Annotated in this window: 11 protein-coding genes; all 11 read left to right on the forward strand. The window is 71.4% G+C overall.

Annotated features, from left to right (window positions below; all coding sequences use genetic code 11):
• The first annotated feature begins 2 nt into the window (after positions 1-2).
• Genes asnB through AB0N16_RS34380 form a run of 11 tightly spaced genes read left to right on the forward strand, consistent with a single transcriptional unit; the run spans position 3 to position 15,154 of the window.
• On the forward strand, positions 3-1,937 hold the full coding sequence (gene asnB, locus AB0N16_RS34330) for an asparagine synthase (glutamine-hydrolyzing) (protein WP_365803641.1): 1,935 nt from the start codon (positions 3-5) through the stop codon (positions 1,935-1,937).
• A 15-nt stretch (positions 1,938-1,952) separates the two neighbouring features.
• Entirely contained in the window at positions 1,953-4,157 is a 2,205-nt protein-coding gene (locus AB0N16_RS34335; protein WP_365803643.1) for a bi-domain-containing oxidoreductase, read from the forward strand.
• On the forward strand, positions 4,154-6,118 hold the full coding sequence (locus tag AB0N16_RS34340; RefSeq protein ID WP_365803646.1) for an alginate lyase family protein: 1,965 nt from the start codon (positions 4,154-4,156) through the stop codon (positions 6,116-6,118). The genes AB0N16_RS34335 and AB0N16_RS34340 overlap by 4 nt, the downstream gene beginning before the upstream one ends.
• 7 nt (positions 6,119-6,125) lie before the next feature.
• Positions 6,126-7,667, forward strand: coding sequence for a right-handed parallel beta-helix repeat-containing protein (locus AB0N16_RS34345; protein ID WP_365803648.1), 1,542 nt, complete (start codon positions 6,126-6,128; stop codon positions 7,665-7,667).
• A 13-nt stretch (positions 7,668-7,680) separates the two neighbouring features.
• Positions 7,681-8,925, forward strand: a complete 1,245-nt coding sequence (locus AB0N16_RS34350) for an O-antigen ligase domain-containing protein (RefSeq protein ID WP_365803650.1) — start codon at positions 7,681-7,683, stop codon at positions 8,923-8,925.
• Positions 8,926-8,927: 2 nt separating this feature from the next.
• Positions 8,928-10,169 (forward strand): glycosyltransferase family 4 protein, encoded by a 1,242-nt coding sequence (locus AB0N16_RS34355; protein ID WP_365803652.1) that lies wholly within the window; start codon positions 8,928-8,930, stop codon positions 10,167-10,169.
• The gene (locus AB0N16_RS34360; RefSeq protein WP_365803654.1) at positions 10,166-11,416 is read left to right on the forward strand and encodes a class I SAM-dependent methyltransferase; all 1,251 of its coding nucleotides are present in this window, start codon (positions 10,166-10,168) and stop codon (positions 11,414-11,416) included. Before AB0N16_RS34355 ends, AB0N16_RS34360 begins: the two co-directional genes overlap by 4 nt.
• Complete coding sequence (locus AB0N16_RS34365; protein WP_365803656.1) at positions 11,413-12,207, forward strand: sugar phosphate nucleotidyltransferase; 795 nt, start codon at positions 11,413-11,415, stop codon at positions 12,205-12,207. The genes AB0N16_RS34360 and AB0N16_RS34365 overlap by 4 nt, the downstream gene beginning before the upstream one ends.
• Complete coding sequence (locus AB0N16_RS34370; RefSeq protein ID WP_365803658.1) at positions 12,204-12,851, forward strand: PIG-L deacetylase family protein; 648 nt, start codon at positions 12,204-12,206, stop codon at positions 12,849-12,851. The genes AB0N16_RS34365 and AB0N16_RS34370 overlap by 4 nt, the downstream gene beginning before the upstream one ends.
• Positions 12,852-12,857: 6 nt before the next feature.
• A complete protein-coding gene (locus AB0N16_RS34375) occupies positions 12,858-13,883 on the forward strand; it encodes an SDR family oxidoreductase (protein ID WP_365803660.1) in 1,026 nt (341 codons plus the stop codon).
• On the forward strand, positions 13,871-15,154 hold the full coding sequence (locus AB0N16_RS34380; RefSeq protein WP_365803662.1) for a DUF4910 domain-containing protein: 1,284 nt from the start codon (positions 13,871-13,873) through the stop codon (positions 15,152-15,154). The genes AB0N16_RS34375 and AB0N16_RS34380 overlap by 13 nt, the downstream gene beginning before the upstream one ends.
• Position 15,155 lies beyond the last annotated feature (1 nt).

The raw sequence follows: 15,155 nt of genomic DNA on the forward strand, positions 1-15,155 counted from the left end.
ACATGTGTGGCATCGCAGGCACCTACCGATGGCCGGACGGCAAGGTGGTCACCGACCGGCTCACCGACATCCTCGCCCACCGCGGTCCGGATGGAGCGGGCCGGTACAGCCACCCCGTGGGCGATGGCGAAGTGCACCTCGGGCACCGCAGGCTTGCCATCATCGACCTGTCCGACACCGGCGCCCAGCCGATGGTCTCCGACGGCCTCGTCCTGACGTACAACGGTGAGCTGTACAACGCCCCCGAGCTGCGTGCCGAGCTGGCGGCCACCGGGGTGCGCTTCCGCGGTACCTCCGACACCGAGGTGCTCCTGGAGGCCTGGCGGCGCTGGGGCACGGACTGCCTGCCCCGGCTGCGCGGCATGTTCGCGTTCGGCGTCTTCGACGAGCGCACCGGCGACCTGGTGCTCGCCCGCGACCAGCTCGGCATCAAGCCGCTGTTCCTGCTCCGGCGCGGCGCGGGCCTGGTGTTCGCCTCCGAGCTCAAGGCACTCGCCGTCGCGACCGGCAGGTCGCTGGAGGTGGACCACGCGGCGCTGGTGGCCTCGCTGCTGTACTACTGGGTGCCGGACTCACGGTGCGCGTTCCGCGAGGCCGAGAAGCTGCCGCCGGGAAGCTGGCTGAGGTGCCGGCCCGACGGCCGGGTTGAGCGCGGCCGGTTCTGGAACCTGAAGGACGTCGCCGCCGAGGGCCGGGAACGGGCCCTGGCCGGCGAACGGCCGGACCTGGCCGCCGTCGTCGAGGAGTCGACCCGGCGGCACCTGCTCTCCGACGTCCCCGTGGCGACCTTCCTCTCCGGCGGCCTCGACTCCAGCTACCTGACCGCGCTGGCGGCCCGCCACCAGCCAGGGATCTCCGCCTACACCATCGGGTTCCGCGCCGAGGACGCCAAGTTCGAGGCGATGCCGGACGACCTGCGCTACGCCCGGCAGGTGGCCGAGCGGTTCGGCGTCGACCTGCACGAGATCGAGATCGCGCCGGACGTGCTCGACCTGCTGCCGCGGATGACGTACCACCTGGACGAGCCGATCGGCGACCCCGCCGCGATCAACACGTACCTGATCTGCATGGCCGCACGAGAGGCCGGGGTCAAGGTGATGCTCTCCGGGATGGGCGCGGACGAGCTGTTCGCCGGTTACCGCAAGCACCTGGCCAACCTGATCGCGCTGCGCTACCAGCGCGTCCCGCGGCCCCTGCGGCGTGGGGTGTCCGCGGCCGTGGACCGGCTGCCGGTCGCGACGGCCCGCCGGGGATACCGGTCGGTGCGCTTCGCGAAGCGGTTCCTCTCCTTCGCCGACCTGCCGGAGGAGACCGCCTTCCGGCGCAGCTACACCATGTACGACCAGGACGAGTTGCTCGCCCTGCTCGATCCGGACCTGGCCGGGACGGTCGAGGACGTGCTGACCGAGCACGCGGACGTCTACGAGGACAACGACCTCGACGACTTCGTCAACCGCATGTGCCTCACCGACGCCCGGATGTTCCTGCCGGGCCTGAATCTCGCGTACACGGACCGGTCGAGCATGGCCGCCTCGACCGAGGTACGCGTGCCGTACGTGGACGTCGAGGTCGTCAAGGCGGCGTTCGCGGTGCCCGGCGATCGCAAGATCGTCGGACGGCAGGGCAAGGCCGTCCTCAAGGAGGCGGCCACCTCGATCCTGCCCCGGGAGATCGTCTACCGGCCCAAGGGCCTGTTCAGCGCCCCCCTGCGGGCCTGGATGAGCCGGGACCTGGCACCGCTGGTGCGCGAGGTGGTGGACGACGGTGTGCTCGTCAGTTCCGGGTTCCTGCGCCGCGACGCGCTGGCCCGCATGGTCGCCGAGGACGCCGCCGGACAGCGGGACTTCTCCAAACATCTGTGGCACGTACTGACCCTCGAGTACTGGTATCGCGACGCGACCTCTGGCTCCGCCCAGAGCACTCGGTCGACGGCTTAGGAATCAGGAGTTCTGGTGAAGCAAGTTGTACAGAACTACAAGAGCGGCGAGCTGGCGGTGCTCGACGTTCCGGTGCCGGGGTGCAAACCGGGCGGTGTACTGGTCCGCAGCGCCTACTCGCTGATCTCCACCGGCACCGAGCTCATGAAGGTGTCCGAGGCCGGCATGTCGATGCTGGGCAAGGCCCGTTCCCGGCCGGACCAGGTGGCCAAGGTCATGCAGAGCGTGGCCACCAACGGGGTGCCCGCCACTTACCGCAAGGTGATGGGCAAGCTGGACTCCTACACGCCGCTGGGCTACTCGCTGTGCGGGGTGGTCGAGCAGGTCGGCGCCGGCATCGACGATGTGAAGGTCGGCGACCTCGTGGCCTGCGCCGGCAACGAGCACGCGCTGCACGCCGAGTTGAACTGGGTGCCGAAGAACCTCTACACCCCGGTGCCGGACGGCCTCGCGCCGCGCCACGCCGCCTTCGGCACGGTCGGGTCGATCGCGATGCAGGGCGTCCGCCAGGGCGAGCCGCAGCTCGGCGAGGTGGCCCTGGTCATCGGCCTCGGCCTGATCGGGCAGCTGGTGGTCCAGCTCCTCGCGGCCGCCGGAGTCCGCGTCGTCGGCGCCGACCCCGATCCGACGCGCTGCGAACTCGCCGAGCGCCTGGGCGCCGAGACCTGCGGCGACCCCGCGTCCGCGGCCGTGGAAGCCGCCGTCGCCGAACTCAGCGACGGGCACGGCGTGGACCAGGTGTACCTGGCCGCCGGCGGCGGCAGCAACCAGCCCGTCGAGCTGGCCGCCCGGCTCTGCCGGGACCGCGGCCGGGTCGTCGACATCGGCAAGTGCCGCCTGGACCTGCCGTGGAACGCGTACTACGAGAAGGAACTCGACGTCCGCTTCTCGCGGTCGTACGGCCCCGGGCGCTACGACCCGGGGTACGAGCTGGAGGGACGCGACTACCCGATCGGCTACGTGCGCTGGACCGAGCGCCGCAACCTCGCGTGCTTCCTCGACCTCGTCGCCCGCGGCAGCGTCGACGTGGAGCCCCTGGTCTCCCACGTCGCCGACTTCGAGGACGCGGTCGAGACGTACCGGCGGCTGAAGGACGGCGAACTGAAGGCCGTGGCCGTGCTGTTCCGGTACCCGGAGAACGTTGAGGAAGCAGCGGAGGCGGCGGCCCCGGCGGTGGCCGTGCCCGCGGTGCGCCGCAGCGGGGGAGCGCCCGCCCCGGCCCGGGCCACCAAGTCACCGGTGCGCCTCGCGTTCGTCGGCGCCGGAAACTACGCGACGTCGATGCTGCTGCCGCACCTGGCACAGCGCGAGGGCGTCGAGCTGTCGACCGTCGTCACCACGACGGCGCTCTCCGCGGCCAACGCACAGCGGAAGTTCGGCTTCGCCGAGGCGACCACCGACCTCGACGCCGTGCTCGGCGACAAGTCCGTCGACGCGGTGTTCGTGGTCACCCGGCACAGCTCACACGCCGAACTGACCCGAAAGGCGCTGCTGGCCGGCAAGACGGTGTTCGTGGAGAAGCCCCTGGCCCTCACCGAGGACGAACTGGCCGGCGTACTCGCGGCGGTGGAGGAGTCCGGCAACGACCGGCTGCAGGTGGGCTTCAACCGTCGGTTCGCGCCGCTGCTGCAGGAGGCCAGAGAGCGGTTCGGCGCCCGGACCGGTCCGGCGAGCCTGCGCTACCTGGTCAACGCGGGTCGGCTGCAGCACGGCAGCTGGTACCTCCAACAGGGCACCGAGGGCTCGCGGTTCGCCGGCGAGGGCGGCCACTTCATCGACACGGCGAGCTGGCTGCTCGACGCCGACCCGGTCTCGGTCTACGCGGTCGCCCCATCCGGCACCGACGACCTGCAGGTCGTGCTGCGCTACCCGGACGGGTCCACCGCCACCCTCAGCTACGTCACCACCGGTGCGGCCGGCTTCCCCAAGGAGACGCTGGACCTCATCGCGGACGGCAAGGTGCTGCGGCTCGACGACTTCGTCCGTGCCTCGGTGTTCGTGGACGGAGGGGTCGGCCGCAAGCGGTGGGTCAGTTCGCGGCTGCCCAGGGCCCGGGACAAGGGCCAGAACGCCCAACTGGCCGCGTTCATCAAGGCCGTGCGGACCGGCGGCCCGATGCCGGTGCCGCTGGAGTCGCTGGTCGCGACCACCGCCGCCACCCTCGCCGTGCGGACCGGCCTGGCCGCGGGCGCGCCGGTGACGTTGGAGCGGGCCCGATGACCATGAGCGCGGGCTGGTACCTGCGCCGGCTGTCCCGGATGGGGCCGCGGGAGATCGCGGGCCGGGCGGGCGACGCGGTGCGCAGACGGCGGTGGCGGTCCGCCCGGCCGGACTGCCCGAGCGTGACCGGCGCCCGGTTCACCGCCGTCCTGCCCGCCGGGACGATTGCCGCGGTGCCACCGGACGCCGCGAAGCGTCTCGTCGCCGAGGCCGACCGGCTGATGTACGGGCACGTCGAGTACTTCGGGGTGGTCCGCGACGACCTCACCGACCCGGACTGGTGGTGCGACCCGAAGACCGGGCGCCGGGCTCCCTGGGGTTACGCCTTCGACGTGCCGTACCGGAACGAGGACGCGGTCGGGGACATCAAGCAGATCTGGGAGCTGTCCCGGCACCAGTACCTCACCGTGCTCGCCGCCGCGTACGCGGTCACCGGGAACGAGCGGTACGCCGAGCGCGTGGCCGAGCATCTGCGGTCGTGGTGGACGGCCAACCCCCCTTTGCGGGGCGTGCACTGGATCAGCGGCATCGAACTGGGCATCCGGCTGCTGTCCTGGGTGTGGATCCGCCGGCTGCTCGACGACTGGCCGGGCGCTGCCGGGCTGTTCGAGGACAACCCGGTGGCGCTGAACCAGATCTGGCACCACCAGCGCTGGCTGGCCGCCTTCCCCAGCCGGGGGTCCTCGGCGAACAACCACGTCATCGCCGAGGCCGCCGGGCAGCTCGCGGCGGCCTGCGCGTTCGGCTGGTTCCCCACCTCGGGGCGCTGGCGGGCCGACGCGCTGCGCTCGCTGGAGCGGCACCTGCGGAGCAACACCTTCGCCTCCGGCCTCAACCGGGAGCTGGCCACCGAGTATCACGGACTCGTCCTGGAACTCGGCCTGGCCGCGGTGGCCGAGGCGGATGCCGCAGGCGTGCCGGTCCCCGCCTCCGTCCGGCTGGTGCTGCTGCGGATGACCGACGCACTCGCGGCCGTCGTGGACAGCCGGCTGCGGCCACCGCGCCAGGGGGACGCGGACGACGGGCACGGTCTGGTCGTGGACGGCGCGGGCACCGACCGCTGGGCCTCGCTCCTTGCCACCGGCGACGCCGTGTTCGGCGGGCTCGACTGGTGGCCGGGGGTGACCGGCACCGATGTGCGCACCCCGCTGCTGGCCGCGCTCATCCGACCTTACTCGAAAGAAGGAACCGCACCGGCCGTGTCCCGCCCGGCTCAGCGGCCCGCCCACTTCGCGGACGCGGGGCTCACCGTCCTGCGCGGTCCGGGCGAGATCTGGTGCCGCTGCGACGGTGGTCCGCACGGCTTCCTGTCCATCGCCGCGCATGGCCACGCGGACGCGCTGTCCGTGGAGGTCCGGCACGACGGAGTCGACGTGCTCGCCGACCCGGGGACGTACTGCTACCACGGGCAGCCCGCGTGGCGGCAGTACTTCCGGTCGACCCTCGGCCACAACACGCTGCAACTGGACGGCGGTGACCAGTCCGTCTCCGGTGGCCCGTTCCTGTGGACCCGGCACGCCCGCACCCGCGTCCTGACCGCGGACACCTCCGGCGAGGGCGTGGCCCGCTGGTGTGCCGAGCACGACGGGTACCGGGGCTCCGTGCATCGCCGCCGGGTGGAGCTGACGGCCGCGAGCCAGGAGCTGAAGGTGGTCGACGAGGTACGCGGCCCGCGCCGGGCCGTACGGCTGGCGTTCCACCTCGGCCCCGAGATCGCCGCGGACCTGGTGGGGAACCGGGCGGTGCTCACCTGGATCCGGGACGGCGAGGGGCGTTCCGCCGTGCTCGACCTGCCCGCACAGCTGTCCTGGCGGGCGCATCGCGGCGAGACCGACCCGCCGCTGGGCTGGTACTCCGCGGGCTTCGGGCGCAAGGAACCCACCACCACGCTGATCGGCACCGGCACCAGCCCCGCCGACGGCGCGGACGGGTTCACCACCGTGCTCGGGTTCGGCGGCTAGGGGGCCCGTGGTGATCAAGAGGCGGCACTGGGCGTTGGCGGCGGCACCGCTGGCGCTGGCCCTGCTGACGGCGACCGGCTGTGAGAGCACGCCGGGCGCCCCGGCGGCGGAGCCGACCGCCGCGCCGTCCACGTCCACGTCCGCGGCCCGATCCGTGGCCCGGGTGTGCGCCAACCCCGCGGCCGGCCCGTCGAAGGCGCCGGCGGGCGCGGTGCCGGTCGACCCCGCGGTCGTCGGTGACCTGGCGTCGAAGACCAAGAAGAGCCCTCCGAACACCACGTTCTGGCTTCGACCGGGCAAGCACAGGCTCGACCCGGACCGCTACGCCCAGGTCATCCCCAAGAAGGGGGACCGCTACCTCGGTGCGCCGGGCGCGGTGCTCGACGGCGGGAAGAAGAACCAGTACGCGTTCGCGGGCACCGCCCGCGACGTCACCATCCGCTACCTGACCGTGCAGCATTTCGTCGCACCGCAGAACGAGGGCGTGGTCAACCACGACTCGGCCGACGGGTGGGTGATCGAGAACGCGACGATCCAGGACAACTCCGGGGCCGGGCTGATGGCCGGTGCCCACCAGCGGGTCCGTGCCAACTGCTTGCGCGACAACGGGCAGTACGGAATGAACGCGTACAAGGGCGGCGGCCGTATCAGCGATCTGGTGGTCGAGGACAACGAGATCGTGGGCAACAACACCGACGACTGGGAGCGGCGGCAGGAGGGCTGCGGCTGCACCGGAGGCATCAAGTTCTGGGCCGTCAACGGCGCCGACGTACGCGGCAACTGGGTGCACGACAACCGCGGAGCGGGGTTGTGGGCGGACACCGACAACAACGACTTCCTCATCGAGGACAACGTGCTCGAGGCCAACGACGGTGCCGCGCTGATCTACGAGACCAGCTACAACGCGATCATCCGGAACAACGCGATCCGGCGGAACAACTGGGCCGAGGGCCGCAGGTACGCCGACCGCGGTGACAACTTCCCGTACGCGACCGTCTACCTGTCCGAGTCCGGCGGCGAACCACGGATCCGGGCCCGCACCGGCAAGATCGAGATCTACCGCAACGTGCTGGAGAACAACTGGTCCGGGATCACCCTGTGGGAGAACGCCGACCGCTTCTGCAACAGCCCGGCCAACACCTCGTCCGGTGACTGCACGCTGCTGGTGAAGAACGCCGACCGCTGCGCGAAGCCGGCGATCGCCAAGGCACCGCTCTACGCCGACTGCCGGTGGAAGACACAGCGCGTGGACATCCACCACAACCGCTTCGTGCTCGACGAGTCCGTGGTCAAGTGCACGGAGTTGTGCGACCGCATGGCGGTGCTGTCCAACTACGGCACCTATCCGGACTGGTCGCCGTACAAGGGCGAGAAGGTGGCCGAGGCGATCACCCACAAGCAGGACAACCGGTGGCACGACAACGTCTACCTCGGCCCGTGGGAGTTCGTCGCCTACGACCCGAGCCGGGTGCTCGACTTCGCGGAGTGGCAGGGCACGGACTACCGGCAGGACGTGGGCAGCACCATCGACCCAGGGGCCGGTGGTTGAGATGGACACCCGGATGCACACACCGTCGGACACGCGGTCCGGCGCCGAACCGGGCTTTGTCGGTACCCCGAGGATCGTCGGGATCGTCTGGGGGCTGCTGGTCCTCAACACGCTCGGCTCCGCCGGAGCGAAGACCATCGTCCCGCTGCCGCGCTCCCTCATCCAGATGGTCACCATGGGTGCCCTGGTCGCCGCGTTCGCGCTGGCCCTCGCGGTCAACCTCCGGCTGCGCGTCCGGCCCAGCGCCTACCTGTTCCTGCTCACCCTGCTGCTGGTGACGAGCGTGATCTCCAGCGCGAACCTGGAGTCCGGGTTCGGCGCGCTGTTCCGCTGTTTCCGGCTGGCCCTCTTCATCGGCACCCTGTGGCTGCTCAGCCGCTGGTGGGACGGCAGCCTGACGTTCGTCCGCCACCACATCCGGGCGTACTTCGCGGTGCTCGGCTCGGTGGCCGCCGGCCTGGTCGTCTCACCGGGCGCGGCCCTGCCCGACCTCTACGGCGGACGTCTGGTCGGCGCGCTGTGGCCGCTCACCCCGCCGCAGATCGGACAGTATGCGGCGGTGATCATCGGGCTGACCGTGCTGCTCGTACTGGGCCGCCGGACCGACCGGACCAGCGCCGCGGTGATCATCGTGCCGTCCTTCGTGCTGCTCGCGCTGACCCATACCCGGACGGCCACGCTCGGCCTGTTCATCGGGCTGGCGCTGGCGATCGGCTCGCTCATCCTGACCAGCGCGGCCGCCCGCCGGTTCTTCACCTGGGCGGTGCTGAGCGCCGTGGTGGCCGCGGTGGGGTTCGCCTCCGCCCTGCAGACGTGGTTCCTGCGCGGACAGAGCAAGGAGAACTTCTCCAGCCTCACCGGCCGGGCCAAGGTCTGGGACGCCCTCCTTGCCGCGCCCCGGTCGACCTCGGAGAAGTGGCTCGGCGTGGGCCTGGGCGACAAGTCGTTCGGCGGGCTGCCGATCGACAACAGCTGGCTGGCCGTCTACAACGAGCAGGGTCTGATCGGCGTCACCCTCGTCGCGGCGATCATCATCGTGCTGGGCGCCGTCGCGTTGCTGCGGCCACCGTCGCTGCAGCGGGCCTGCGCGATCTTCCTGATCGGCTACTGCGCGATCGCCTCGTACACCGAGGCCGGTCTCGGCGACGCCTCGCCGTATCTGCTCCATCTGGCCCTGGCCGCCTCGCTGCTGGCCGCACCCGCCGCGACGACACCTCTCTCGACGCCCGAACCCACCAGACGGCCGGAGGTGACCTGACCATGCACGTCCTCGTGGTGCACAACCGCTACGGCTCCGCGCAGCCGAGCGGGGAGAACAAGGTCGTCGACCAGGAGGTGGAGCTGCTGCGCGCGGCCGGCCACCGGGTCGAGGTGTTCGAGCGGCGCAGCGACGACATCGCCGGCCGGTCCCTCCTCGGCAAGGTCGCCGTGCCGCTCCTGGTGCCCTGGAACCCGGCGGTCCGCACGGAACTCGCCGCCCGGCTGCGCACCGGCCGGCCGGACGTGGTGCACGTCCACAACGTCTTCCCGCTCCTGTCGCCCGCGGTCCTCGCCGCCTGCGCCGACGCCGGTGTGCCCGCCGTCGCCACGCTGCACAACTACACCCAGGTCTGCCCGCCCGGCACGCTCCAGCGCGACGGCCGACCGTGCACCGAGTGTGTCGGCTCCACACCACTGCCCGCCGTCCGGCACGGCTGCTACCGCAACTCCCGCCTCGCGACGGTGCCGCTCGCGGTCAGCCTGTCGGCCAACCGGCGGCGGTGGTGGTCCGGCGTGGAACGGTTCCTCTGCATCTCCGCGGCACAACGCGACGTCCTCGTGCGGTCCGGCATGCCGGCCGAGCGGCTGGCGGTGAAGCACAACTTCGTGCCCGACCCTGACAGTTGCCGGGAAGGCGGGGGAGAGCACGTGCTCTATCTCGGTCGGCTCGCGGAGGCCAAGGGCGTACGACTGCTCATGGCCGCGTGGGACGAGATCGCGGCGAGCGGCGGGGTGGGCGCGCCGCTCGTGATCGCCGGCACGGGGCCGCTGGAGCCAGAGGTGACCGCCTGGGCGGCGGGCCGGGACGACGTCCGCTACGTCGGCCTGCTGGATACGGCGGAGTGCCAGAAGGCCATCGCGCGGTCGGTCGCCGTGGTGGCTCCCTCGACATGGCTGGAGGCGTTCGGCCTGGTGGTCGTGGAGGCGATGGCGGCCGGGGTCCCGACCGTCGCCGCCGGCCACGGCGCCTTCGTCGAACTGGTCGAGGACGGAGTCACCGGGCTGCTGCACCGGCCGGGCGAGCCCGCCTCGCTCGCGTCCTGCCTACGCCGGATCGCGGCCGACCCGGCCCGCAACCAGGAGATGGGCCAGGCCGCCCGCCGCCGCTACGAGCAGGGCTTCAGCCCGGCCGTCGGCCTGGAGCGCCTGGTGGAGGAGTACCGCACCGCGATCGCGGGGCGGTCAGCACAGGCTCGCGGCGGGGAGACCCGCGCGAGCAGGGGGGATGGGGACAGCAGATGACACGATGCCGACTCTGCGGCTCGGAAGCGATGGCGAGCGTCGTCGACCTCGGGGCGACGCCACCATGCGAGAGCTTTCTCGCCGCGGACCAACTGGATGAGCCGGAGCCCGCGTACCCGCTGCACCTGCGGGTCTGCACCGAGTGCTGGCTCGCACAGATCCCACCGCTGATCACGCCGGAGGAGACGTTCAAGGAGTACGCGTACTTCTCCTCCTACTCGACCTCCTGGGTGGAGCACGCGCGCACGTTCGTCGCCGGCGCCGTACAGCGGCTTCCGCTCGGCCCCGACGCCTTCGTGGTCGAGGTGGCGAGCAACGACGGGTACCTGCTGCGGCACGTGGTGGACCGGGGGATCCGCTGCCTGGGCATCGAGCCGTCGGTGAACGTCGGTGCCGCGGCGCGGGAGGCGGGTGTGCCCACGCTCACGGAGTTCCTGAGCCCCGACACCGGCTCGGCCGTCCGCGCCGAGCACGGCCCCGCGGACCTGGTCGTGGCCAACAACGTGTACGCGCACATCCCCGACGTGGTCGGGTTCACCCGGGGGCTGCGCGCCCTGGTCGCCGACGACGGCTGGGTCTCCATCGAGGTGCAGCACCTGCTGACCCTGATCGAGGAGAACCAGTACGACACGATCTACCACGAGCACTTCCAGTACTACACGGTCGCGTCCGCGATCCGGGCGCTGGCCAGCGGCGGACTCGCGCTCGTGGACGTCGAGCTGCTGCCCACGCACGGCGGCTCCATCCGGCTGTGGGCCCGGCCGGCCGAGGCGGCCGGCGAGCCGACGCGGCGGGTGGCCGACGTCCTGGACCGGGAGAAGGCCGCCGGACTGCAGGAGCTGTCCGGGTACGCCGAGTTCTCCGCCCGGGTGGCCAAGGTACGCCGGGACCTGCTGCGGTTCCTCATCGAGGCCGCCGAGCGCGGCGAGACGGTCGTCGGCTACGGCGCCCCGGGCAAGGGCAACACCCTGCTCAACCACTGCGGCATCCGCCCCGACCTGCTCGCCTACACCGTCGACCGCAACCCCTACAAGCACGGCAGGTTCACCCCGGGCACCCGCATCCCCATCCTGGCACCCGATCAGATAGCCGCCGACAAGCCGGACTACGTCCTCGTCCTCCCGTGGAACCTGCGGGCGGAACTCGTCGAGCAACTGTCCTTCGTGCACGAGTGGGGCGGCCGGCTCGTCTTTCCCATCCCGGAACTGAGCATTGTCGAGGGCGTCTCGAAAGAGGTCACAGCATGAAGGTCGTCCTGTTCTGCGGCGGTTACGGGATGCGCATGCGCAACGGGACCTCCGACGACGTCCCCAAGCCGATGGCGATGGTCGGGCCGAGACCGCTGATCTGGCACGTCATGCGCTACTACGCGCACTTCGGGCACAAGGAGTTCATCCTGTGCCTCGGCTACGGCGCCCACCACATCAAGAACTTCTTCCTCAACTACGAGGAGACCGCGTCCAACGACTTCGTGCTGCGGGGCGGCCGGACCGAGCTGCTGTCCACCGACATCGCCGACTGGACGATCACGTTCGCGCAGACCGGTATCGAGTCGCCGATCGGGGAGCGGCTGCGCCGGGTGCGGCACCATCTGGACGGCGACGAGATGTTCCTCGCCAACTACGCCGACGTGCTCACCGACGCCCCGCTGCCGGAGATGATCGACCGGTTCGCCGCGCGCGACGCCGGGGCGTCGATGATGGTGGTGCCGCCGCAGTCGTCGTTCCACTGTGTGGAGCTGGGCGAGGACGGCCTGGTGGGAGGGATCACCGCGGTGAGCGAACTGCCGCTGTGGGAGAACGGCGGCTACTTCGTGCTCCGTCAGGAGGTCTTCGACCACATACCGGAGAACGGGGACCTGGTCGCCGACGGATGCGCCCAACTGGCCAAGCGCGGACGGCTGGTGGCCCACCAGCACCGCGGCTTCTGGAAGCCGACCGACACCGTGAAGGAGCGGGCCGCGCTCGACGAGGCCTACGCGAAGGGCGACCGCCCGTGGGCCGTGTGGGAGCGGGACACCGCCGGAGTCGGAGCGTGATCCGGCTCGGGGCCGGACCTCTGCGCCGGGTCGTCGCGGTGGGCGCGCACTGCGACGACATCGCCATCGGCGCCGGCGGCACGCTGCTGACGCTCTGTCAGGCGCTGCCCGGCATCCGGGTCGACGCGCTGGTGCTCTCCGGCGGCGGCAGCGAGCGCGAGCAGGAGGAGCAGGCCGCGCTCGCCGCCTTCTGCCCGGACGCCGACCTGCGGCTGACCGTGCTCAAGCTGCCGGACGGCCGGCTGCCGGCGCACTGGGAGGAGGCCAAGGCCGCGGTCGAGGAGCTGCGCGCGCAGACCGACCCGGATCTGATCCTCGCGCCGCGTACCGACGACGCGCACCAGGACCACCGCGGCCTGGCGCAGTTACTGCCCACCGCGTTCCGTGACCACCTCGTGCTCGGCTACGAGATCGTCAAGTGGGACGGCGATCTCGGCCGGCCGGCGGCGTACCAGCCGCTGGCTCCGGAGACCGCCGAACAGAAGGTGCGGCTGCTGCAGGAGCACTACCCCTCGCAGCGGCAGCGGCCCTGGTACGACCGGGAGGCCTTCCTCGGCCTCGCCCGGATCCGCGGCATCGAATGCCACGCGCGCTACGCCGAGGCGTTCACCGTCACCAAACTCACGCTCAACCTGGGGGGTTGAAAAACCTTGCGCGTACTACTGACCGGACACCAGGGCTATCTGGGCACCGTGATGGCCCCGGTCCTCAAGGCCGCCGGGCACGACGTCGTCGGCCTCGACGCAGGCCTGTTCGCCGACTGCGTCCTTGGCCCACAGCCCGCGGACCCGCAGGGGTATCGGGTGGACCTGCGCGACGTCATCGCCGAGCACGTGGCCGGGGTCGACGCCGTGATCCACCTGGCCGCGCTGTCCAACGACCCACTCGGCTCACTGGCACCCGAGCTCACCTACGACATCAACCACCACGCGTCCGTCCGCCTCGCGCAGCTGGCCCGCGACGCCGGAGTGCGACGCTTCCTGTACGCGTCGACCTGCTCGGTCTACGGCGCCGCCGGCGGCGACGACCTGGTGGCCGAGGACGCCCCGCTGCGCCCGGTGACGCCGTACGCGGAGTCGAAGGTGCGCGTGGAGGACGACCTGCACGCCCTGGCCGACGACGACTTCACCCCGGTCTTCATGCGCAATGCCACCGCCTTCGGCTACTCGCCCCGGCTGCGCGCCGACATCGTGCTCAACAACCTGGTGGGGCACGCCCTTTTGTCCGGCGAGGTCCTTGTGCTCTCCGACGGCACCCCCTGGCGCCCGCTGGTGCACGCCGCCGACATCGCGCGGGCCTTCACGGCCGCGCTGACCGCGCCGCGCGAGGCGGTGCACGACCGGGCGTTCAACATCGGCAGCGAGATCAACAACGTCACGGTCGCCGAGATCGCCGAGCAGGTCGCCGAGGCGGTGTCCGGTGCGAAGGTGGTGATCACGGGGGAGAACGGTGCCGATCCGCGGTCCTACCGGGTGGACTTCGCCCGGTTCCGCGCCGCGATTCCCGGCTTCGACTGCGAGTGGACGGTGAAGCAGGGCGCGCTCGAACTCGCCGACGCCTACCGCACGTTCGACCTGACCCGAGAGGACTTCGAGCAGCGCTACACCCGGCTCGCCGTGCTGCGCGCGGCGTCCGACGCCGGAGCCGTCGACGACACCCTCAGGTGGCGCCGGTGACCGACGTGAGCGAGGAGATGTACGCGCTGGTGGAGCGGATGTACCCGCTCTGCCGGAGCATCACCGGCGACGGTGTGCGCGCCACCCTGGACATCGTCGGGGAGTACATCCCACTGCAGGTGCACGAGGTGCCGACCGGGACGCAGGTGCTCGACTGGACGGTGCCGCAGGAGTGGAACATCCGGGACGCGTACATCGCCGACACCACCGGCCGGCGGGTCGTCGACTTCGCCGCGTCCAGCCTGCACGTGCTCGGCTACAGCGTGCCGGTGTCGGCGACCATGTCCCTCGCCGAGCTGCGCGGTCACCTGCACACCCTGCCGGACCACCCGTCCTGGGTGCCGTACCGCACCAGCTACTACAAGCCGGACTGGGGCTTCTGCCTGGCCCAGGAGACCTTGGACGCGATGCCGGACGGCGAGTACGAGGTGCGCGTCGACTCCACCCTCGCCGACGGCCACCTCACCTACGCCGAGTACGTGGTCCCCGGGCAGGTCTCCGACGAGGTCATCGTCTCCTGCCACGTCTGCCACCCGTCGCTTGCCAACGACAACCTGGCCGGCATCGCCGTGGCCACCTATCTGGCCCGGGCCCTTGCGGAGCAGCCGACGTACTACACCTACCGGTTCCTGTTCGCGCCCGGCACCATCGGGGCGATCACCTGGCTGGCCCGCAACGCGGAGCGGGTGGACCGGGTCAAGCACGGCCTCGTGCTCGCCTGCGCCGGGGACCCGGGCCAACTGACGTACAAACAGAGCAGGCGCGGCGACGCGGAGATCGACCGGGTGCTGCGGCATGTGCTGACCGCTTCCGAACGCCCGCACCGCATCACCGAGTTCACTCCGTACGGCTACGACGAGCGGCAGTTCTGCTCGCCCGGGTTCAACCTGGGCGTGGGCTCGCTCACCCGGACCCCGTACGCCGGCTACCCCGAGTACCACACCTCCGCGGACAATTTGGACTTCGTCTCCCCGGCGGCGATGGCGGACACCCTCGCCGTCTGCCGGGAGGCGTTCGGCGTCCTCGACCGCAACCGGCGGTACGTGAACCTCAGCCCCTACGGCGAACCGCAACTGGGCCGACGCGGGCTGTACGACGCGCTCGGCGGCCGCAGCGACACCAAGCAGGCCCAGATGGCCATGCTGTGGGTGCTCAACCTCTCCGACGGCGAGCACAGTCTGCTGGACGTCGCCGAGCGGTCCGGGCTGCCGTTCGACACCGTGGCCGCCGCGGCCGATGCCCTGCGCGGCGCCGACCTGGTCAAGGAATGAC

This window comes from Streptomyces sp. NPDC051105, from assembly GCF_040682795.1.
In the GTDB taxonomy this organism is placed as follows: domain Bacteria; phylum Actinomycetota; class Actinomycetes; order Streptomycetales; family Streptomycetaceae; genus Streptomyces.

Excerpts from the sequence above, each read along its gene's own strand:
- AB0N16_RS34365 (WP_365803656.1), top strand. The coding sequence starts at position 11,413 with ATGAAGGTCGTCCTGTTCTGCGGCGGTTACGGGATGCGCATGCGCAAC.
- AB0N16_RS34350 (WP_365803650.1), top strand. The coding sequence starts at position 7,681 with ATGCACACACCGTCGGACACGCGGTCCGGCGCCGAACCGGGCTTTGTC.
- AB0N16_RS34340 (WP_365803646.1), top strand. The coding sequence starts at position 4,154 with ATGACCATGAGCGCGGGCTGGTACCTGCGCCGGCTGTCCCGGATGGGG.
- AB0N16_RS34355 (WP_365803652.1), top strand. The coding sequence starts at position 8,928 with ATGCACGTCCTCGTGGTGCACAACCGCTACGGCTCCGCGCAGCCGAGC.
- AB0N16_RS34360 (WP_365803654.1), top strand. The coding sequence starts at position 10,166 with ATGACACGATGCCGACTCTGCGGCTCGGAAGCGATGGCGAGCGTCGTC.
- asnB (WP_365803641.1), top strand. The coding sequence starts at position 3 with ATGTGTGGCATCGCAGGCACCTACCGATGGCCGGACGGCAAGGTGGTC.